Source organism: Pseudomonas putida W15Oct28, from assembly GCF_000708715.2.
Classification (GTDB): domain Bacteria; phylum Pseudomonadota; class Gammaproteobacteria; order Pseudomonadales; family Pseudomonadaceae; genus Aquipseudomonas; species Aquipseudomonas putida_R.
In genome coordinates this window covers 1-19291 of record NZ_JENB01000024.1, presented here as the reverse complement: position 1 = coordinate 19291, position 19291 = coordinate 1, and the positions used below count along the sequence as shown (strand labels likewise).

Sequence of the window (19291 nt, the reverse complement as noted above, 5' to 3'; positions counted from 1 at the left end):
CAGGGGGGCGCGTCTCGCCAATCAGACGGTTTTGGCTATGCGCCCCGCCAGCAATGCCCAGCCCAGCAGCAGCACGCAGACAATCGCCAGTGGCCACGAGCGCCATTTCAGGTACGGCGTCAATTGCTGCATCGGCACCACTTCGCCATACAGCACCGCCTGCTGGAACTGCGGAACCTGCGTGGTAATGCGGCCAAACGGGTCGATCAGCGCAGTCACGCCGTTGTTGGTGGCGCGGATCATCCAGCGGCCGGCCTCCAGTGCGCGCATCTGTGCCATCTGCAGGTGCTGCAAGGGGCCGATCGATTTGCCGAACCAGGTGTCGTTGCTGATGGTCAGCAGCAGGTCGCTGCGCGCGGCCAGGCCTGCGGCGAACTCGGGGTAGACCACTTCGTAGCAGATGTACGGCGCAATCTGGTAACCCTTGGCCTGCAGCAGCGGCTGGTCTTCCGGCCCGCGGGCGAAGTCGGACATGGGCAGGTTGAAGAACTCGATCATGCCCCGCAGCATGTCCTGCAGCGGCACGTATTCACCAAACGGCACCAGCTTCTGCTTGAGGTAGGTGCCATCGCCTTCACCGGTGACGGTGATGCCGTTGTAGTAGCGGCGCTGGTGATGCACCACTTCACGCACCGGCACGCCGGTGATCAGCGCCGAATGCCGCTCGGCAGCGAAGCGGCCCATCACGTCGATGTAGCCCTGGGCCTGGTCCTTTAGCACCGGCACTGCGGTTTCTGGCCAGATCAGCAGGTCCACCGGTTTGGAGCTGAAGCTCAGGTCGCGGTACAGCGCCAGTTGCGCGTCGATGTGCGCCGGGTCCCATTTCAGGTCCTGCTCGACGTTGCCCTGAATGGCTGCCACTTTCAGTGGGTCGCCTGCCGGTTTGGTCCAGGCATGCCCCTTGAGCGCCAGGCCCAGTGCCCACGGGGCCAGCAACAGCAGGCCGGCCACCGCCAGGAACGAGGGGCGGGCGCGCAGGCGGTGCAGGTTGCACAGCAAGGCAGCAGTGAGCGCCAGGGTGAAGGAAACCAGCCACACGCCGCCCAGCGGTGCCAAGCCCGCCAGTGGGCCGTCCAGCTGGCTGTAGCCGGCGTAGAGCCAAGGGAAACCGGTGAGGAACCAGCCGCGGAAGGCCTCTTGCAGCAGCCACAGGGCGGCGAAGCACAAGGCGTCGGCCAGTGGCGCTTCATTGCGCCTCAGCCAGCGTGCCCACAGCCAGGTGGGCAAGGCAAAGAACCAGGCCAGGGCGGCGAAGAACGCCAGCAGCAGCAGGATCGCCAGCAGCGGCGAGGCGCCGCCGTAGGTGTTCATGCTGACGTAGATCCACCAGGTGCCGGCGCCATACAGGCCGAAACCGAACCACCAGCCCCGCCACATGGCCTGGCGCGGGCTAAGCTCGCGCAGGCCAAGGTAAAGCATGGCGATGGACAGCACGGCCAGCGGCCAGATGTCGAACGGCGCCAGGGCCAGAAGGGTGGAAGCACCGGCCGCCAGGGCCAGCAGGTTACCGGGCCAGCCGGGGCGGGTGATCCAACGCATGTTTGTCCTTAACGGGTGATCGGGGTCAGGCGCAGCAAGTGTATCCGCCGGCTGTCGGCGTTGAGAATGCGGAACTTGTAAGACCCGATCTCGGTGGTTTCGTTGCGCTTGGGCAGGTGGCCGAAGGCACTCATCACCAGCCCGCCAACCGTGTCGAACTCGTCATCGGAGAACTCGCTGTCGAAGAACTCGTTGAAGTTGTCGATCGGCGTAAGCGCCTTGACCAGGAAGTCACCGCTTGGCAGCGGCTTGATGTAGCTGTCTTCCTCGACGTCGTGCTCGTCTTCGATATCGCCGACGATCTGCTCCAGCACGTCTTCGATGGTCACCAGGCCCGCCACACCGCCATATTCGTCGATGACGATGGCCATGTGGTTATGGTTGGCGCGGAACTCGCGCAGCAACACGTTCAGGCGCTTGGACTCGGGCACGAAGGTGGCCGGGCGCAGCAGGTCCTTGATGTTGAAGCTGTCGCCGTTCTCCTTGAGGATCAGCGGCAGCAGGTCTTTGGCAAGCAGGATCCCGAGCACATCGTCGTGGCTTTCACCGATCACCGGGTAGCGCGAGTGCGCGGCGTCGATCACCGCTGGCAGAAATTCGCGAGGCGACTGGCCTGCCTTGATGCTGTTCATCTGCGAACGCGGCACCATGATGTCGCGTACCTGCAGGTCGGCGACCTGGATGGCGCCTTCGACGATGGTCAGCGCTTCGCTGTCCAGCAGTTTGTTCTGATGGGCTTCGCGCAGCAGCTCAAGGAGCTCCTGGCGGTTTTTCGGCTCATGGGCAAAAGCCTGGGTCAGTTTGCCCAGCCAGGACTTTTGCCCGTTGCTCGATCGATCTTCGCTCATGGCGGTTCTCGTGATCCTTCGTGTTTCAGTGTGTGATTGAGTCGGTTTCATCGTCGGCATACGGGTCGGGGTGACCCAGTTCTGCCAGCAATTCCCGTTCCAGGCTTTCCATTTCCTCGGCTTCCTCATCATCGATGTGGTCGTAGCCGAGCAGGTGCAGGCAACCGTGGATGACCAGGTGCGCCCAGTGGGCTTCGAGCGACTTGCCTTGTTCGGCCGCTTCGCGCTCGACCACCGCAACACAGATCACCAGGTCGCCCAGCAGCGGAATATCGAGCAGTTCGTCGGGCACATCGGCCGGGAACGACAGCACATTGGTCGCGTAGTCTTTGTGCCGGTAGGTGTGGTTCAGCTCACGGCCTTCGGCTTCGTCGACCAGGCGAATGGTCATTTCCGAGTCGGCGCTGCGCTGGCGCAGTGCCAGTTCGCACCAGCGGCGGAAGGCAGCGTCGTCCGGGGCGGCAGCATCCGTGGCCCGTTGGATATCAAGTTCAAGCATCTTTGCCGGGCGCCTCGGGCTTGGCCTGGCGGGCTTCGAAGCGGTCGTAGGCTTCGACAATACGCTGCACCAGTGGGTGACGAACCACATCTTTGGGTTGGAAGTGGGTAAAGCTGATGCCCGGAACGTCCTTCAGCACCTCGATGACATGTGCCAGGCCCGACTTGGTGCCACGTGGCAGGTCGACCTGGGTGATGTCGCCGGTGATCACCGCCGTGGAGCCGAAGCCGATGCGGGTGAGGAACATTTTCATCTGTTCCAGCGTGGTGTTCTGGCTTTCGTCGAGGATGATGAAGCTGTTGTTCAGGGTGCGGCCACGCATGTAGGCCAGCGGGGCGATCTCGATCACCTGGCGTTCGATCAGCTTGGCCACGTGTTCGAAGCCGAGCATTTCGTACAGGGCGTCGTACAGCGGGCGCAGGTACGGGTCGATCTTCTGTGCCAGGTCACCGGGCAGGAAGCCAAGCTTTTCGCCTGCCTCGACCGCCGGGCGCACCAGCAGGATACGGCGCACCTGTTCACGCTCCAGCGCGTCCACCGCGCAGGCCACGGCAAGGTAGGTCTTGCCGGTACCGGCCGGGCCGACGCCGAAGTTGATGTCGTTGGCCAGGATTTCCTTCACGTAGCGCTGCTGGTTGAGCCCGCGCGGGCGGATGTTGCCCTTGCGCGTACGCAGCGACACGCTGACCTCGTTGACGGCCGGGTTGTCGATGTTCTCGACAGCCGATTCCTGCAGGTACAGGTGCACGGTTTCCGGCGACAGGTCGGTGGCCTTGGTCTCGCGGTAGAGACGGCGCAGCAACTGTTCGGCCGCAGAGGTGATCCTGGGTTCGCCGATCAGTTCGAACTGATTGCCGCGGTTGCGGATTTCGATGGCCAAGCGCTGTTCGATCAGGCGCAAGTGCTCGTCGAACTGCCCGCACAGGTTGGCGAAACGGTGGGCCTCGAAGGGCTCGAGGAGGAAACGATGGGGTTCTATGGGTGCGTTCAAGGTCGTTTTTAGCCGCTCGACGGCAATGGGTGTGAACTCAAGAATAACCCTTGAATGCCAGTGGCGAAAGCACTGAAACGTTCAACGGTATGTATGGCCTGTTCCAGCCCTATCGCCGGCAAGCCAGCTCCCACAGGTACTGCACAGGCCTCAGGCTTGCACAGTACCTGTGGGAGCTGGCTTGCCGGCGATGAGGCCGGTACAGCCGACACAGATCTGCAAACCTGTCTGCTATGATGCGCCCCTTTTCTTACGCATGTGTTATCCCTCCCGACATGAGCAAACGCGAACCTGCCATCTATAAAGTGATCTTCCTCAACCAGGGGCAGGTCTTCGAGATGTACGCCAAGCAGATCTACCAGAGCGACCTGTGGGGCTTCCTGGAAATCGAGGAGTTCGTGTTCGGCGAGCGCTCGCAACTGGTGGTGGACCCGAGCGAGGAGAAGCTCAAGAACCAGTTCGAGGGGGTGATCCGCAGTTTCGTGCCGATGCACTCGATCGTGCGCATCGACGAAGTGGAGCGCCTGGGCACGGCAAAGATCAGCGAAGCCAAGGGTGGCGGCAATGTGATGCCGTTCCCGATGCCAATGCCGGAAAAGTAACCGTCAGGGGAGTGGCGAGAACGGCGTGCGCCCTTCGGCGTTCTGCAGTTCCAGCAGGTATTTGCGGAAGATCTGGCCGAGCACCTGGGTGGCATGCTCCAGCTCGTCGCGGGGCATTTGCTCGGTCACTTCGTCGGCCATGTCCAATGCATCTTCGGCACCGTTGACCGCGGCCATCTTCAGCAGGATGTAGGCCTGCACGTTGTTGGCCTTGACCCCTTCGCCATGGAAGAACATTGCACCCAGACGGTACTGGGCGTCGGCCTGGCCCTGCAGCGAAGCCTTCTGGAACCAGTCCAGGGCTTTGTTGAGGTTTTTCGGCGTTTGCGTGTAGTAGTACTCGCCCAGTTCGAATTGCGCCTGGGCATCCCCCGCGGTAGCCGTCTGCTCGCAGGCCTTGAGGGCGTTTGCCAGGTCTTCAGGCTGAACATTCAAGGTGCAGCGGCCCGTCGCCGGAATCAGCAACGAGTTACCGCCCTCCGCCAAGGCCAGCAGGGGCTGAAGAAGCAACAGGCAGCCCAGGGTCAGGGCGCGGCCGGTGCGGTTCATGGGGATCGACTTACCTCTGCGAAGCTGCGGCCAATGTCTCTGGTGGCACATTATGGGATAAGCAGCGCCAACCTTACAAAGTTTTACTCGAATTTCTGCTTGGTTGGGGAAGTCAGCTGATTGTGCGGGGTTATTTATTTCCTGTAACGGCCCCTGTGGGAGCGGCCTTGTGTCGCGATAGGGCTGCGGAGCAGCCCCAGAACTTCAGCATGAATGCATCAATTGCCGGGGCCGCTTTGCGGCCCTATCGCGACACAAGGCCGCTCCCACAAAGGGGAGCAGCTGCTTATTTCAGGGCTGCAAAGGCCTTTTCAGCCGCATCCAGGGTGATCTGCAGCTCCTTGTCGCCATGGGCGATGGAGGTGAAGCCCGCCTCGAACGCGCTCGGCGCCAGGTACACGCCACCGTCCAGCATCAAATGGAAGAAGCGCTTGAAGCGTTCGGCATCGCTGCTCATCACGTCTTCGAAGGTGACGATGTCGTCGGCGCCGCTGAAGTACAGGCCGAACATGGCACCGGCCTGGGTGGTGACGAACGGTATGCCAGCGGCATCGGCACGTTGCTGCAGGCCATCAAGCATGCGGCTGGTGTAGTCGGTCAGCTCGGCGTGGAAGCCCGGGCGGCTGATCAGCTTCAGGGTGGTCAGGCCGGCGGCCATGGCCAGCGGGTTGCCCGACAGGGTACCGGCCTGGTAGACCGGGCCGAGCGGGGCGATGCAGCCCATGATTTCGCGCTTGCCGCCGAAGCAGCCGACCGGCATGCCGCCACCGACGATCTTGCCGAAGGTGGACAGGTCCGGCTTGATGCCATAGTGGCCCTGGGCGCCGCCCAGCGAGACGCGGAAGCCGGTCATCACTTCGTCGAAGATCAGCACCACGCCGTGTTTGTCGCACTGCTCGCGCAGGCCTTCAAGGAAGCCCGGCGCCGGGGGGACGCAGTTCATGTTGCCGGCCACAGGCTCGACGATGATACAGGCCACGGTCTGGCCGACGTCAGCCAGGGTTTTCTCGACCGCGGCGATGTCGTTGAACGGCAGGGTCAGGGTGTGCTTGGCGAAGTCGGCCGGCACGCCGGCCGAGCTTGGCACGCCCTGGGTCAGCAGGCCGGAGCCGGCTTTTACCAGCAGGCTGTCGGAGTGGCCGTGGTAGCAGCCTTCGAACTTGATGATGGCGTCACGGCCGGTGTAGCCACGGGCAAGGCGGATGGCACTCATGGTGGCTTCGGTGCCCGAGCTGACCATGCGCACCATTTCCATGGACGGCACCAGCGAGCAGACCAGGTCGGCCATGTCGGTTTCCATGGCGGTCGGCGCGCCGTAGGACAGGCCGTGCTCCAGTTGCTTGCGTACCGCATCCAGTACGTCCGGGTGGCCGTGGCCCAGGATCATCGGGCCCCAGGAGCCGACGTAGTCGACATAGCGCTTGTCGTCTTCGTCAACGACGTAGGCGCCTTCGGCATGCTTGAAGAACAGCGGCGTGCCGCCCACGCTTTTGAACGCGCGCACTGGCGAGTTGACGCCGCCGGGGATGTGCTTCTGGGCTTTGGCGAACAGGTCTTCGGAACGGGACATGAAAGGTTCTCTCGAAATCAGGATGCGAACAAGGCATTGAAGGCGCGGGCGCGGCGGGTAACTTCCTGCGCGCTGTCGGCACCGAACAGGCCATGGATCACCGCCAGCAGGTCGGCGCCGTGGGCGACCAGCGGGGCGGCGTTGTCGAGGGTGATGCCGCCGATCACGGCAATCGGCAGTTTCACCTGGGCACGCGCCTGCTCCAGCAGTTCGACGTTGGCGGCGGGCGCGCCCGGCTTGGTAACTGAATTGAAGAAGCGGCCGAAGGCCACGTAGCTGGCGCCTTCGCTGGCGGCCTGGGCGGCCAGGTCGAGGCTGGCGTGGCAGGTGGAGCCGATGATCGCCCGGCGGCCGAGCAGGGCGCGGGCCGGGGTCAGCGGGCCGTCGGTCTGGCCCAGGTGTACGCCGACGCCCAGGCGTGCGGCCAGTTCGGCGTCGTCGTTGATGAGCAGCTGGGTGCCATAGCGCTCGCAGAGCTTCATCAGCCCTTCGGCTTCACGCAGGCGGCGCGCCGCGTCGTCACTTTTGTCGCGGTACTGCAGCAGGCACACGCCGCCTTCCAGTGCCGCCTCGACATGGGACAGGAACCGGCCGGCGAGCAGCTGGCTGTCGGTGATTGCATACAGACCGCGTAGCTTCATTGAAGGCCTCGTATCAGGAACAGAAGTCCAGGGGCAGGCGGCGTGGCACGAACTGGCCCTTGCCCAGCTGCTCGGCGTCACGCAGGGTGCGCCAGGTGTAGTCCAGGGCGCTGCGCACGGCGCTTTCCAGCTGCTCGCCGAGGGCCAGGCGGCCAGCCAGGGCGCTGGCCAGGGTGCAGCCCGAGCCGTGGTAGCTGCCCGGCAGGCGTTGGCAGGTCCAGGTGTGGAGCTGGCCGTCCTGGGTGTACAGGGGGTTGTGAATTTCGTCTTCGTCGCCGTGACCGCCGGTAATCAGCAGGTGTCTACAGTACGGCAGCAGCTTTTCGGCACATTCGTCGGCGGTGCCTTCGGGCAGTTCGGCGAGGATGCGGGCTTCGGGCAGGTTCGGCGTGGCGATGGTCGCCAGCGGCAGCAGGCGCTCGCGCACGGCGTAGCCCACTTCGTCCTTGCCCAGGCGGCCGCCGCCGCCAGCACGCAGTACCGGGTCGCAGACCAGCGGCAGGTGCGGGTGGGCGGCCAGCAGTTCGGCGACGGTGTCGACCATCTCGATCGAACCGAGCATGCCCAGCTTGACGGCGGCCACCGTGGAGTCGGCCAGCACGGCATTGGCCTGGGCCAGTACCCACTCGCGGTCGAGCACGCGGAAGTCGGAAACGTTGACGGTATCCTGCACGGTCAGGGCGGTCACTGCGGGTGCAGCGTGACAGCCTTGGGCGATCAGGGCTTCGATATCTGCCTGCAGGCCGGCGCCGCCACTGGGGTCGTGGCCGGAGAGACAGAGGACAACGGGGCGGGAGCTGTAGGTATTCATGGTCGGCGAGCTTACCACCAAACCTGTTTGGGCGGATCGTCCGACAAACGAGTTTTACTGATCGATCGGTCAGATTTTAATTGGCTGACATTCTGAAAGTATTGATTTAGAGCCTTTTCTTTGGTTTTTGATATGGCCGATTGCCAGGTTGCGAAGCTATGCTAGAGTGCTCGGATAACTCGACAAACGGGTTCTGCAGGATCACGTCGTCTCAAACGGATGGGAGGCTACCGCGACGCGACCGGACAGGCCATGCTGGGGCTGTATGCGCTATTTGCTGATTGTGCTTCTGGGCTTGCTGCCCGTGCTCGCCGGAGCGGTCGATTTCGACGACGCTACCCGGCATCTTCCATTGGGCAAGGCCATGCAGGTTTACGAAGACCTCGATGGCAGTGCCAGCATCGCCCAGGTCAGTGCCCCCGGGTTCGCCAAAGCCTTCCGCCCCCACCATGAAGACGTGCTGAACGCCGGTTATTCCACCTCGGTGTTCTGGCTCAAGGTCGAGCTGCGCCCCGTTGCTGCGCCCAGCGCTGCCCCACGGCAGTGGCTGCTGGAGCTGGCCTACCCGCCGCTGGACCACCTCGAGCTGTACTTGCCTGACGACAGCGGCATATATCGCCTGGCGCAGCGCACTGGCGATGCCTTGCCCTACGACAGCCGGCAGATCCGGCAGAACAACTACCTGTTCAAGCTGCAGTTGCCCCCTGGAAAGGTGACCACCGCCTACCTGCGGCTGCACAGCCAAGGGTCGGTGCAAGCGCCGCTGGCGCTGTGGTCCCCTGAAGCCTATATGGAAGATCAGCCCACGCGCCTGTATGTGCTGGGGATCATCTACGGCGTGTTGCTGGTGATGCTGGTGTACAACCTGTTCATCTACCTCAGCGTGCGCGACGTCAGCTACCTCTACTACATCTTCTATATCGCCTCGTTCGGGCTATACCAGGTGTCGGTGAACGGTGCGGGCGTGGCCTACTTCTGGCCGGACAGCCCTTGGTGGGCCAACGCCTCGACGCCGCTGTTCATCGGTGCAGCGGGCCTGTTTGGTTGCCAGTTCGCCCGGCACTTCCTGCAAATGGGCAACATCAGCCGTGGTTTCGACCGGCTGCTGCAGCTACTGATGCTGGGTGGCGCGCTGGTCATGGTGCTGGCGGTGAGCATGCCCTACGGCATTGCCCTGCGCATGGCCACACTGCTGGCGTTGTTGTTCACCGTGAGCATCTTCAGCGCCGGCTTGTACGCCTGGTGGCGTGGCTTGCGCGTGGCGCGCTGGTTCATCATCGCCTGGACGGCCTTCCTGCTCGGCGGGCTGGTCAACACCCTGATGGTGCTGGGCTACCTGCCGAACGTGTTCATCACCATGTATGCCAGCCAGCTGGGTTCGGCGCTTGAGGTGGCGTTGCTGTCGCTGGCGCTGGCCGACCGCATCAACAGCCTGCGCGAGCAGCAGGCACAAACCTTGCGCGACACCGGCCGCACGCTGGAGCAGTTGAACCTGCAACTGGCCAGGAGCAACCGCCTGAAGGACGAGTTCCTGGCCAGCGTGACCCATGAGCTGCGCACCCCGATGAATGGTGTGATCGGCTCGCTGGAGCTGATGCACACCCTGCCGATGGAAGCCGAAATGGCCCAGTACCACCATACGGCGGTGGGGTCGGCCCAAGGCATGATGGACATGGTCGACGCCATTCTCACTCTGTCTGAATTGCAGGCCGGCCGCCTGCGTGCGCAGCCGGCGCCGTTCAGCCTGCGCGCGATGCTGCAGGGCTTGCGCGCCGGCCATGCCGGGCAGGCCCTGCGCAAAGGCTTGTACCTGAGCCTGGACATCCCGGCCGACCTGCCAGACGGGCTGCTGGGCGACGGCGAGAAACTGGCCCACTGCCTGGGTTGCCTGGTGGACAACGGTTTGAAGTTCACCCATCAGGGCGGGGTGATGATCCAGGTGCGCGGCCGCCGGTTGGGGCCGGGCGATCTGGCCTTGACCTTCACCGTCAGTGATAGCGGTATCGGCTTCGATGACCTGGAGCAGTCGACCCTGTATCAGCGGTTCTTCCAGGTCGACGGGTCGATGACCCGGCGCTATGGCGGCTTGGGGATTGGCTTGTCGATCTGCCGGCAGATGGGGGAATTGCTGGGCGCCAGGTTGGCGCATGAGTCGACGCGCGGGTTGGGGAGCCGGTTCGAGTTGAGTTTGAACATGGCGATTTCGCAGGTGCAGATGAGCCCGAATATCCTGCAGGCGCGGCGCTCGCTTTGAAGGCATGGGACTCGGTCAGGGCTGAAGGGGGCTCGCCACAACAGGTGCAGTGCCTATGAGATCGAGCGCCGCCCGCGCGGCGCATCGCCCGCAAGCCAGCTCCCACATCTGTTTCGGGCCAGTCAGTCCTGTGGGGGCACCGCTGCCCGCCTTGTCTGTTCCTTTCGATATCGAAGGTTGCGCTGCTGCTTTTTATCGATCCCCAGCCATGCACCCAGGGGGCGCGCGCCAAAGGCGCAGGAGAGACTGGCCCGAAACAGATGTGGGAGCTGGCTTGCCGGCGATGCGCCGCGCGGGCGGCGCTCGATCTCATAGGCGCTGCACCTGTTGTGGCGAGCACCTGTCAGCCCTGATGCATTCTCAAGACATACCCTTGCGACCTACAACAACTCCAGACTCTTCCTACGCATCTGCACTAGTAACTGCATTCTCTGCGAAATACCCTACAACTCCTGTCGACACGCGTCTGATTGTTCCTGCACATCCCGCCCTCTAGGCTTTTCCTGTCGCTGACGGTTCAGTGATCGGGTGTGGAAACCTGGCAAGACATATGGCGCGTGTCGTTATGACAGCTGTACGCGGGAGACCTTCGGGTCTACCGGGTTCGCACCATGCCTGGTTTTCCACCCCGTGTGCAGCTGTCACCCCTATGTGTGGAAACGGACGGGTGACACATATCATTATGGTGCCCACCCAATGAACGACGAAACCAAAACCACCCCAGGCGTTACCTACTTCTTCCAAGGCGAAGGCCAAACCCACCCGCTGTTCCGCATCGCCGAAGGCATTCCCTGCCGCAGCGCCCGCGAGCAAGCCTCGGAACTGATGGGCTATGCACGGGACCTGTCGCTGACTGGTTTGATGGATGGCGATCAGCAGATGCTCTGGGCTTCGCACTACTTCTCAGCTATGGCAAAAGCGCTGCTGGATGATGCCGAGTTGGGCTTGATGCGCTGACTGTTTGTATGGGCTGTACCCGCCCTTTCGCGGGTGAGCCCGCTCCCACAGGCGTTGTGCATAACCTGAAAGATACGCGATCCGTTATGGGAGCGGGTTTAGCCGCGAATTAGCTGTGCGATCAGCTTTGATCTGAAATCATACTCTTGTCATCATCATTTGATGAGCTTCATTAGGTAGTATGCTGCTATCCAGACAATGCCAATAGTATTTAGAGAAGATGCAATGAGTATTTTTCTTCTTAAATACCTAGGGAATTGTAAATGGTCTTGCTCATCCAGAAACCCACTGCGAATGCTAGAGGCGGGGGAGCCAATGCCGCCAGCGATTACAGAAATAACTAGAATTCTGGAACCTATTGTTTTCTCTCCCCACATGGCGGTCGCAAATGGAAGGCACGCGCTCCGCTGGAGTGCTGAGGTCATTTCTTTATATTGGCGAGAGCAGGCGATGTGAATATCAGATGCAAGCCCGATCAAGGCGAGGCATATAGGGGTGCCTAACAGAAATAGTCTTAGTTTTACGTCAAGGTGATCAATCATCTCCAAAGACCTCGAAGACTAACTCGCCGAACTCCTCACCCGCCTCCATGCCACCGATGCTGCCGGCCAAAGCGCCTCCGCCAGTGATGACTACTCCGCATGCCAAGGCATAGGGTCCGACTCTCCAGCAAACCTTCGCAGAGATTTTGCCCGAAAGTTTTCCTGCCATCCAGCCACCTGCTAAGCCACCTGAAAAATTACCGGCCTCAGTAACGCTGACTTTTTTACAAGTATTTGGGTTGCCCTCTTTGCACACCTCAGAAATTTTCAGAGCAGATCCACCACCGCCAACAGCGATGCCAATATGTCCTCCGGCCCTTAAATATTTAGCCATCTTGGCCAGCTTGTCCAAGTGTGTCGAGTAACCAGGGATGTGTGTCGGTCCTCCCGCTTTACTCCAGTGGTGCACCAAGCTTCTTGACGATATGCCTAAGTCCCGGCGCAGGTTTTCATAGTTCCCGAGGTTGAGTCGTTTGTTCAGAACGGTCGCTTTTAAGTTTGCACTCAATTGAGTGAACAGTTTTTGACGCTTCGCAAAAAACTCAGGGTGCCTAAGATGCCCATGCTTGATAAATTGATTTTTATGCAGCTCTTCAATTTTTCGCAATATGTCGCTGAGCTCATCCAGCGACTTGCCAACCATCGCCTCACTCACACCCATCGCCAAGCTCACATCGCTGAGCAACCCGGCAATCTCGGCCTGATGGCGCATCATGAACTCGGCCTCTTCTGGCGTCAGGTTTGCCAACGCTTCCCGCGCCTGCTTCGCCGCACTCATTGCAGTCAGTTCTTCACGCGTACACACCGGCCGCCGCAAACCGTCGCCAATAACGAAGATCTCACCTGCCTTGAACCCACGCTGATAGGTCGGGTTCAGTCGTTCCAGAATCGAGCTAGGCAGGTTGGCCTGCGGCGCGCCGAGTTCTGCCAGGACTTCCTGATACGTCATGCAGCGCGGCACGATGTAGAAGCCAGGTTCCATGCCTTGCGCAGCGGTTGAGGGCTGATGTGCCCCAGGTTGATAGCTGCTTCTTACCTGGTTGCTTGCTTGGGCCTGTGGCGGTGCCTCATGAACAGGCTCAGGTGCAGGCGCCCTGCGCGACGCCGCAGGTGCGAAACCACTTGCAACCAGGCGATTGCTGCCCGATGGGCATGCGCATTGCACCATCGCTCCATCCACTGCCGTGGGTATGCCGTCCTGCCGCCAGCGGACTTCGCCCTCGACGATGGTGCCTGGCTGTCCACAGCACGGGCAGGGTGTGGTCTTGTCGCCTTCGAGCAGCCAGTCGCGGCCATGCACGCGGCCCCTGGCCCGGCCGGCGATGCAGATAGCGCCGGTGGTGGTTTGGTCGCCGTCCAGGCCCTGGTATCGGCCGAAGATGTTCATGCGCATGCTCATGGCTCGCCTCTTTTTTGAAGATGAGAGCCAGGAACCTAGCAGCCTGTAGACGGGTATTTTCGGGGCGGGGAGGCTTTAGGAAAGGTCCTACGCAGGATAGAGAATCGGACTACAAATCCTTTTGAGTGGCACCGCCTGTCTGCCCTCATGCATTCTCAAGACATGCGCCACCCCCACCACATGTTTAGTCATTAATGCCCCTTTGACTCCCCCGCAAGCAGTGCTTCACTGGGTCTCTCAAGCCTACCCGGATCCAGGAGCCCCCGATGAACCTGCACCAGTACGCTGAAACCCACGAAGTCACCAACCAGCCGCCGTCCCTCGACGGTGCCAACCTGTACCGCCTCGACCTGCCATTGCAGGAGTGGTCACGGCGTTTCGGCGCGGGCTGGGCCGAGTCGCGGATCGATGCCTACGGTGCCCTGGCCGGTGGCCCGCTGATGCAGGCGGGCTTTCTGGCGAATGCGCACAAACCTGAATTCATCAGCCATGACCGCTACGGCCATCGCATCGACCTGGTGGAGTTCCACCCGGCTTACCACGAGCTGATGCGCACTGCCGTCGAGCACGGCCTACCTTCTTTGCCGTGGGCCGAGCCCCGCGCAGGTGCCCATGTGGCGCGGGCGTCGATGACCTACCTGCACAGCCAGGCCGAAGCTGGCACCGGCTGCCCGCTGACCATGACATTCGCCGCCGTGCCGGCGCTGCGCCTGCAGCCCGAACTGGCCGAGTACTGGCTGCCGAAAATCCTTGCCTGCGAATATGACCCGCGCAACGTTGGCGACCGGCACAAGGCCGGTGTCACCTTGGGCATGGCCATGACCGAGAAGCAGGGCGGCACCGATGTACGCGCCAATACCACGCGGGCGTATCCGGTAGGCGCACCTGGCCCGGGCCAGCCGTATGAGCTGGTCGGGCACAAGTGGTTCTGCTCTGCGCCCATGTGCGATGCCTTCCTCACCCTGGCCCACACAGAAAAAGGCCTGAGCTGCTTCCTGCTGCCGCGCCATCGCCCGGATGACAACCGCAACCAGTTCTATATCCAGCGCCTGAAGAACAAGCTGGGCAACAGCTCCAACGCTTCCAGCGAAGTGGAGTTCCGTGGTGCGCTGGCGTGGATGATTGGGGAAGAGGGGCGGGGTGTACCGACCATCATCGAGATGGTGGCCATGACCCGTTTCGACTGCATGGTTGGCTCCAGCGCGCTGATGCGACAAGCGCTGACCCAGGCGGCCCACCACTGCGCGCACCGCAAGGTCGGCGGGCGGGTGCTGAACGAACAGCCCCTGATGCAGAACGTGCTGGCCGACCTGGCGCTGGAAAGCGAGGCTGCACTGGCCCTGAGCCTGCGTATGGGGCAGGCGCTGGAGCAGTTGGATGACCCGCAGCAGGCGCATTTCGCCCGGCTGGTCACGGCGGTGGGCAAGTACTGGATCTGCAAACGGGCGCCGGCCATGATCAACGAGGCCGCCGAGTGCATGGGCGGCGCGGGTTATGTGGAAGACAGCATCCTGCCGCGGCTGTACCGCGAGGCGCCGGTCAATTCGACCTGGGAGGGCTCGGGCAATGTGCAGTGCCTGGATGTGCTGCGGGCCTTGTCCAAGGAGCCGGGCGTGCTCGATGCGCTGTTCACCGAATTGGGCGATGGGCATGGCGACCCGCGCCTGGCAGCGCATATCGGCAACCTCAAGGGGGCATTTGCCGACACCGGCGACATGCAGTACCGCGCGCGGCAGCTGACCGAGGATATTGCCTTGGCGTTGCAGGCCAAGCTGTTGCTGGAGGCGGGGAATGCGGTGGTCAGCGATGCCTTTATCGGCAGCCGCCTGACAGGTGGTGGCCGGGTGTACGGGGCACTTCCGCGGGGCGTGGATGTTGAGGCGTTGGTCGCAAGAGCAACACCAGTCTGGGAGGGCTGAGTTGGCTTCTTCGCGGGCGCGCCCGCTCCCACAGAAAACGTGCTGATCTCAGGGTTGCGAATATCCTGTGGGAGCGGGCGTGCCCGCGAAGAAGCCAACAGCGATCAATGGGGGTGTATTTACCAAAGAAGGCAGGCAAGATGGTTCACATGCATGTCCAGACAGGAAGCACAGTGTGAGCCACGCTTTTGTAGTCGTTGATACCCCCGAACAGGCCGTCGACCGTCTGGCGGCCCTGCATGAACAGGCCACCGGGGCCCTTAGCCAGGCCCTCAAGCGTTACCTGAAGGACCGTACCGAGCCGAATGCCGATGAACGCGACCTGTACCGCTACCCGGCGCTGCGCCTGACCTACCACAGCCACGGTGAGGTTGCCGCCACCACGCGGGCCTACGCCAAGGTACAGGTTGCCGGCACCTACAGTGTCACCGTCACCCAGCCCGCCGCGTTCCGTGGCTACCTGCTGGAGCAGCTACGCCCGTTGATGCACGACTACACCGTCACGGTTGAGGTGGGCATCAGCGAGCAGAACATTCCGTACCCTTACGTGGTCGACCAGGGCGACGAACTGGCCGGCAGCGGCATTACCGCCGCGCAGCTGGCGCGGGTGTTCCCTAGCACCGACCTGTCGGCCGCTACCGACAACATTGCCGATGGCCTGTACGACTGGGACCGTGCCGAAATCATGCCGCTGGCGTTGTTCGATGCCGCGCGCGTCGACTTTTCGCTGCGCCGCCTGGTGCACTACACCGGCAGCGACTGGCGCCATGTGCAGCCGTGGATCCTGCTGACCAACTACCACCGTTATGTCGACCAGTTCATCAGCCACGGTCTTGAGCAACTTCGCGACGACCCGCGCTTCGTGCGTATGGTGCTGCCGGGCAACGTGGTGATCGAAAAAGCCATGGACCACGGTGAAACCCAGGCTTTGGTCGCCAGCGTGATCTGGCACCGCTACCAGATGCCGGCCTACCACCTGATCGCCGCCGACGGCGACGGCGTTACCTTGGTCAACATTGGTGTAGGCCCATCCAACGCCAAGAACATCACCGACCACCTGGCCGTGCTGCGCCCGCACTGCTGGCTGATGATCGGCCACTGCGGCGGCCTGCGGCAGTCGCAAACCATCGGCGACTACGTGCTGGCCCACGCCTACATGCGCCGTGACGGCATTCTCGACCGGGTGGTGCCGCCGAACATCCCGATTCCGGCCCTGGCCGAGGTGCAGCTGGCCTTGCAGGAAGCGGCTGCGCAGGTTACCGGCGAGCGTGGTGAACAGCTTAAGAAGCGCCTGCGCACCGGCACCGTGCTGACCTACGACGACCGTAACTGGGAGCTGCGCTGGGCCCAGGAACGGCCGCTGATCAACCTGTCGCGTGCCGTGGCCGTGGACATGGAAAGCGGCACCATTGCCGCCCAGGGTTATCGTTTGCGCGTGCCGTACGGCACCTTGCTGTGTGTGTCCGACAAGCCGCTGCACAGCGAGATCAAGCTGCCGGGCTCGGCCAACGCCTTCTACAACCGGGCGGTCAGCCAGCACCTTAAGATCGGCATTGCCGCCCTCGACCTGCTGCGCACCGAGCTCAACTCGCTGCACTCGCGTAAACTGCGCAGCTTCGATGAGCCGCCGTTCCGCTGAGGATCCATGTCACTGCCACCCCGTAACAAGCCGCGCCGCCCCCAGGCGCGGCCTGCCGCCGGCCCGCGTCGCCAGCCCAAGGCGCCACCGGCCGAGCCGCGCCTGATCCTGTTCAACAAACCGTTCGACGTGCTGACCCAGTTCAGCGACGGCGAAGGGCGCGCGACCCTCAAGGACTTCATCGACATTGCAGGCGTGTACCCGGCCGGGCGGCTGGACCGCGACAGTGAAGGCTTGCTGTTGCTGACCAACGATGGCGGCCTGCAGGCGCGTATCGCCGACCCCAAGCACAAGCTGGCCAAGACTTACTGGGTGCAGGTGGAGGGTGAGCCGAGCGACGAGCAGTTGCAGCGCTTGCGTGATGGCGTGGAGCTGAACGATGGGCCGACCTTGCCGGCCGAAGCGCGGCGCCTGGACGAACCCGACCTGTGGCCACGCAACCCGCCGGTACGCTTTCGCAAGAGCGTGCCGACCAGCTGGCTGGAACTGGTGATCCGCGAGGGGCGTAACCGCCAGGTTCGGCGGATGACGGCGGCGGTGGGGCTGCCGACCTTGCGCCTGGTGCGGGTGCGGATCGGGGATTGGGCGCTGGATGGGCTGGAGCAGGGTTGTTGGCGCGAGGTCCCTGCCAAGCTTTAGTCCAGTTCAAGGGCCTATTCGCGGGCACGCCCGCTCCCACAGGGACGGCGCAGTACTTGGAGGCAGCGCCAATCCTGTGGGAGCGGGCGTGCCCGCGAATGGCCCTGAAACTTTTTACACGCCTTCCAAAAACCCCACCACCACGCTCTTGATGATAAAGGCCAGCACCCCCAGCCCCAGCACGAAGAACAGGATCAACGTCCCGAACTTGCCAGCCTTGGACTTTTTCGCCAGGTCCCAGACGATGAAGCCCATGAAACCGATCAATACGGTGACCAGGATGATCATCATCCACTCTTCGAATACGGCGGGATCCATCTGTGTTCTCCAGGCAGGCTGAGCAGCCGATCATATGCCGGCTACCGTGGGCATTTAACGCAGGTGGGTCAATGGCAGCTCGGTGCTGGCCAACACCTGGTTGAGCACGAAGCTCGATCGCACGCTGGTGACGCCTTCGATACGGGTCAGGCTGCCTAGAAGCAGTTTCTGATAATGGTCCATGTCCGGCACTACCACTTTGAGCTGGTAGTCGGCATCCATCCCGGTGACCAGGCTGCATTCAAGCACCTGCGGCAGGATACGGATGGCCGCTTCGAAGGTTTCGAAGCGCTCCGGGGTGTGGCGGTCCATGCCGATCAGCACGTAGGCGGTCAGGCTCAGGCCCAGCTTCTTGCGGTCGAGCAGGGCCACCTGGCGCGAGATGTAGCCATCGTCCTCCAGTTGCTTGACCCGACGCGAGCATGGCGAAGGCGACAGGCCAATGCGTTCGGCCAGTTCCTGGTTGGAAATGCGCGCATCGCGCTGCAATTCGGCGAGGATGCTCAGGTCGTAGCGGTCAAGTTTGCTCATGGCATTTGCCTTTTCTGTTCGTATTGCGGTGAATTATCAATCCAGGGTGAAAAATTGCGCAAGTGCTATTTATCTGAGCAATCTTCGCAATCCTCTGCCGCAACCTGTCCGGTATCTTTATCAACAGAATCACTGCCCGGACATCAGTCCACGGCGACGCGCCCTAGGCGGGCGGTCGCGGCCAGCCATCCAACAGGATGCACTCGGCCCCCGGGCTACACACCCTCCAGAAGACGGTGTGAGGTGAGCCGGCGCCACAAGTGCCGAGCACGGACGACAATTTCTGAAGGGAGGCCCTGTGGCCTCCCTTTTTTCTGTCTGGAAATTTAATTGGCCTGTGTGGCCGTCACGGTAGACTGGCTGTGGTTGCCGTATTTTCTACCGAGAGGAACACCATGAAGTCGCGCATCTGGCAGTTGGCAGGTGTAGGTTTGCTGGGCTTGAGCATCAGCCTTGGGGCCTTGGCCGAAGGGCCGGGTGAGGGGTATGGCGAACGAGGCCAGCAGGGGCAGCCAGAAGGGTCGCCCGGTCGGTCACTGAACTCGCGCGACGAAGTGCGTCAGACCCAGCCGCCAAGGCAGGGCTACTACCAGGACATTCCCCGGCGCCATGGCGATAACCGTCAGTGGGAGGCCGGCGGCCCCGGGCAACGCCCCGGTGGTGACTGGCAGGGGCGCCCGGATGGCCATGGCAATGGCTGGGGGCCCGGGCCGCAGTATCGACCGGGTCACACTGTCGATCATTTCCCCGACCGCTACTGGAAAGTGCCTTATCGGGGGGCGGACTACTTCTACTCCGGTGGCTACTGGTATCGCCCGCAGGGTGGCAGTTACATCGTGGTAACCCCGCCTTACGGCGTGCGGGTCAATTACCTGCCGCCCTATGCGCAGGAGGTCTGGCTAGGTGGTGCGATGTTCTTCCTGGTGGCCGACACCTATTACCAGTACCTGGCTGACAGCCAGGAGTATGTGGTGGTCAACCCGCCCGCCGCCGCCCCGGCGCCCGCCCCGGCGCCCGTCCCGGTGGCCCCGCCGAATGGCGGG

At 62.6% G+C, this 19291-nt stretch carries 19 protein-coding genes; 7 read left to right on the top strand and 12 right to left on the bottom strand.

Going from position 1 to position 19291, the window contains the following annotated elements; genetic code table 11:
• Positions 1 to 21: 21 nt before the first annotated feature.
• The 4 genes from lnt to AK81_RS17450 are packed head-to-tail and all read right to left on the bottom strand — an operon-like array spanning position 22 to position 3877.
• Positions 22 to 1539, bottom strand: coding sequence for an apolipoprotein N-acyltransferase (lnt, locus tag AK81_RS17465; RefSeq protein ID WP_043200756.1), 1518 nt, complete (start codon positions 1537 to 1539; stop codon positions 22 to 24).
• Positions 1540 to 1547: 8 nt separating this feature from the next.
• Positions 1548 to 2387, bottom strand: a complete 840-nt coding sequence (locus tag AK81_RS17460) for an HlyC/CorC family transporter (protein WP_043200754.1) — start codon at positions 2385 to 2387, stop codon at positions 1548 to 1550.
• 25 nt (positions 2388 to 2412) lie between these two features.
• Complete coding sequence (ybeY, locus tag AK81_RS17455) at positions 2413 to 2886, bottom strand: rRNA maturation RNase YbeY (protein WP_043200752.1); 474 nt, start codon at positions 2884 to 2886, stop codon at positions 2413 to 2415.
• Positions 2879 to 3877 carry a PhoH family protein gene (locus AK81_RS17450; protein ID WP_043200750.1) on the bottom strand — a complete coding sequence of 333 codons (999 nt, stop codon included), beginning with the start codon at positions 3875 to 3877 and terminating at the stop codon, positions 2879 to 2881. Before AK81_RS17450 ends, ybeY begins: the two co-directional genes overlap by 8 nt.
• Positions 3878 to 4152: 275 nt before the next feature.
• Here AK81_RS17450 and AK81_RS17445 point away from each other — a divergent pair, with 275 nt between their 5' ends.
• The gene (locus AK81_RS17445; protein ID WP_041167902.1) at positions 4153 to 4479 is read left to right on the top strand and encodes a DUF1820 family protein; all 327 of its coding nucleotides are present in this window, start codon (positions 4153 to 4155) and stop codon (positions 4477 to 4479) included.
• Positions 4480 to 4482: 3 nt separating this feature from the next.
• On the opposite strand, the gene AK81_RS17440 is transcribed toward AK81_RS17445, so the two are convergent.
• The 4 genes from AK81_RS17440 to AK81_RS17425 form a co-directional block, all read right to left on the bottom strand.
• Entirely contained in the window at positions 4483 to 5028 is a 546-nt protein-coding gene (locus AK81_RS17440) for a tetratricopeptide repeat protein (protein WP_043200746.1), read from the bottom strand.
• Positions 5029 to 5314: 286 nt separating this feature from the next.
• Positions 5315 to 6598 carry a glutamate-1-semialdehyde 2,1-aminomutase gene (hemL, locus tag AK81_RS17435; protein ID WP_043200745.1) on the bottom strand — a complete coding sequence of 428 codons (1284 nt, stop codon included), beginning with the start codon at positions 6596 to 6598 and terminating at the stop codon, positions 5315 to 5317.
• A gap of 17 nt (positions 6599 to 6615) precedes the next feature.
• The gene (gene thiE / locus AK81_RS17430; protein WP_016501788.1) at positions 6616 to 7239 is read right to left on the bottom strand and encodes a thiamine phosphate synthase; all 624 of its coding nucleotides are present in this window, start codon (positions 7237 to 7239) and stop codon (positions 6616 to 6618) included.
• A gap of 13 nt (positions 7240 to 7252) precedes the next feature.
• Complete coding sequence (locus tag AK81_RS17425; RefSeq protein WP_043200743.1) at positions 7253 to 8050, bottom strand: hydroxymethylpyrimidine/phosphomethylpyrimidine kinase; 798 nt, start codon at positions 8048 to 8050, stop codon at positions 7253 to 7255.
• Between the two features lie 265 nt (positions 8051 to 8315).
• Here AK81_RS17425 and AK81_RS17420 point away from each other — a divergent pair, with 265 nt between their 5' ends.
• Together AK81_RS17420 and AK81_RS17415 are read left to right on the top strand one after the other, a co-directional pair.
• The gene (locus tag AK81_RS17420; protein ID WP_043200741.1) at positions 8316 to 10304 is read left to right on the top strand and encodes a sensor histidine kinase; all 1989 of its coding nucleotides are present in this window, start codon (positions 8316 to 8318) and stop codon (positions 10302 to 10304) included.
• A gap of 696 nt (positions 10305 to 11000) precedes the next feature.
• The gene (locus AK81_RS17415; RefSeq protein WP_043200740.1) at positions 11001 to 11261 is read left to right on the top strand and encodes a DUF3077 domain-containing protein; all 261 of its coding nucleotides are present in this window, start codon (positions 11001 to 11003) and stop codon (positions 11259 to 11261) included.
• Between the two features lie 155 nt (positions 11262 to 11416).
• On the opposite strand, the gene AK81_RS28460 is transcribed toward AK81_RS17415, so the two are convergent.
• Positions 11417 to 11803, bottom strand: a complete 387-nt coding sequence (locus AK81_RS28460) for a hypothetical protein (protein ID WP_081042093.1) — start codon at positions 11801 to 11803, stop codon at positions 11417 to 11419.
• On the bottom strand, positions 11796 to 13202 hold the full coding sequence (locus tag AK81_RS17410) for a PAAR domain-containing protein (protein ID WP_081042092.1): 1407 nt from the start codon (positions 13200 to 13202) through the stop codon (positions 11796 to 11798). The genes AK81_RS28460 and AK81_RS17410 overlap by 8 nt, the downstream gene beginning before the upstream one ends.
• 266 nt (positions 13203 to 13468) lie before the next feature.
• Here AK81_RS17410 and AK81_RS17405 point away from each other — a divergent pair, with 266 nt between their 5' ends.
• The 3 genes from AK81_RS17405 to AK81_RS17395 all read left to right on the top strand — a co-directional run bounded on the left by AK81_RS17405 (position 13469) and on the right by AK81_RS17395 (position 17399).
• On the top strand, positions 13469 to 15121 hold the full coding sequence (locus AK81_RS17405; RefSeq protein WP_043200737.1) for an acyl-CoA dehydrogenase family protein: 1653 nt from the start codon (positions 13469 to 13471) through the stop codon (positions 15119 to 15121).
• A 175-nt stretch (positions 15122 to 15296) separates the two neighbouring features.
• The gene (amn, locus tag AK81_RS17400; RefSeq protein ID WP_043200733.1) at positions 15297 to 16760 is read left to right on the top strand and encodes an AMP nucleosidase; all 1464 of its coding nucleotides are present in this window, start codon (positions 15297 to 15299) and stop codon (positions 16758 to 16760) included.
• 6 nt (positions 16761 to 16766) lie between these two features.
• A complete protein-coding gene (locus AK81_RS17395; protein WP_043200731.1) occupies positions 16767 to 17399 on the top strand; it encodes a pseudouridine synthase in 633 nt (210 codons plus the stop codon).
• A gap of 114 nt (positions 17400 to 17513) precedes the next feature.
• On the opposite strand, the gene AK81_RS17390 is transcribed toward AK81_RS17395, so the two are convergent.
• Together AK81_RS17390 and AK81_RS17385 are read right to left on the bottom strand one after the other, a co-directional pair.
• Positions 17514 to 17717 (bottom strand): DUF2788 domain-containing protein, encoded by a 204-nt coding sequence (locus AK81_RS17390; RefSeq protein ID WP_003249787.1) that lies wholly within the window; start codon positions 17715 to 17717, stop codon positions 17514 to 17516.
• Positions 17718 to 17771: 54 nt separating this feature from the next.
• On the bottom strand, positions 17772 to 18248 hold the full coding sequence (locus tag AK81_RS17385; RefSeq protein WP_016501780.1) for an Lrp/AsnC family transcriptional regulator: 477 nt from the start codon (positions 18246 to 18248) through the stop codon (positions 17772 to 17774).
• A 395-nt stretch (positions 18249 to 18643) separates the two neighbouring features.
• On the opposite strand from AK81_RS17385, the gene AK81_RS17380 reads away from it, so the two are divergent.
• Positions 18644 to 19291: DUF6515 family protein (locus tag AK81_RS17380; RefSeq protein WP_043200729.1), on the top strand; the 648-nt coding region annotated here is incomplete at its 3' end.

Excerpts from the sequence above, each read along its gene's own strand:
- AK81_RS17410 (WP_081042092.1), bottom strand. The coding sequence starts at position 13,202 with ATGAGCATGCGCATGAACATCTTCGGCCGATACCAGGGCCTGGACGGC.
- thiE (WP_016501788.1), bottom strand. The coding sequence starts at position 7,239 with ATGAAGCTACGCGGTCTGTATGCAATCACCGACAGCCAGCTGCTCGCC.
- ybeY (WP_043200752.1), bottom strand. The coding sequence starts at position 2,886 with ATGCTTGAACTTGATATCCAACGGGCCACGGATGCTGCCGCCCCGGAC.
- AK81_RS17460 (WP_043200754.1), bottom strand. The coding sequence starts at position 2,387 with ATGAGCGAAGATCGATCGAGCAACGGGCAAAAGTCCTGGCTGGGCAAA.
- AK81_RS17405 (WP_043200737.1), top strand. The coding sequence starts at position 13,469 with ATGAACCTGCACCAGTACGCTGAAACCCACGAAGTCACCAACCAGCCG.
- AK81_RS17425 (WP_043200743.1), bottom strand. The coding sequence starts at position 8,050 with ATGAATACCTACAGCTCCCGCCCCGTTGTCCTCTGTCTCTCCGGCCAC.
- AK81_RS17390 (WP_003249787.1), bottom strand. The coding sequence starts at position 17,717 with ATGGATCCCGCCGTATTCGAAGAGTGGATGATGATCATCCTGGTCACC.
- lnt (WP_043200756.1), bottom strand. The coding sequence starts at position 1,539 with ATGCGTTGGATCACCCGCCCCGGCTGGCCCGGTAACCTGCTGGCCCTG.
- AK81_RS17395 (WP_043200731.1), top strand. The coding sequence starts at position 16,767 with ATGTCACTGCCACCCCGTAACAAGCCGCGCCGCCCCCAGGCGCGGCCT.
- AK81_RS17440 (WP_043200746.1), bottom strand. The coding sequence starts at position 5,028 with ATGAACCGCACCGGCCGCGCCCTGACCCTGGGCTGCCTGTTGCTTCTT.
- AK81_RS28460 (WP_081042093.1), bottom strand. The coding sequence starts at position 11,803 with ATGATTGATCACCTTGACGTAAAACTAAGACTATTTCTGTTAGGCACC.
- hemL (WP_043200745.1), bottom strand. The coding sequence starts at position 6,598 with ATGTCCCGTTCCGAAGACCTGTTCGCCAAAGCCCAGAAGCACATCCCC.
- AK81_RS17415 (WP_043200740.1), top strand. The coding sequence starts at position 11,001 with ATGAACGACGAAACCAAAACCACCCCAGGCGTTACCTACTTCTTCCAA.
- AK81_RS17445 (WP_041167902.1), top strand. The coding sequence starts at position 4,153 with ATGAGCAAACGCGAACCTGCCATCTATAAAGTGATCTTCCTCAACCAG.
- AK81_RS17420 (WP_043200741.1), top strand. The coding sequence starts at position 8,316 with ATGCGCTATTTGCTGATTGTGCTTCTGGGCTTGCTGCCCGTGCTCGCC.
- AK81_RS17385 (WP_016501780.1), bottom strand. The coding sequence starts at position 18,248 with ATGAGCAAACTTGACCGCTACGACCTGAGCATCCTCGCCGAATTGCAG.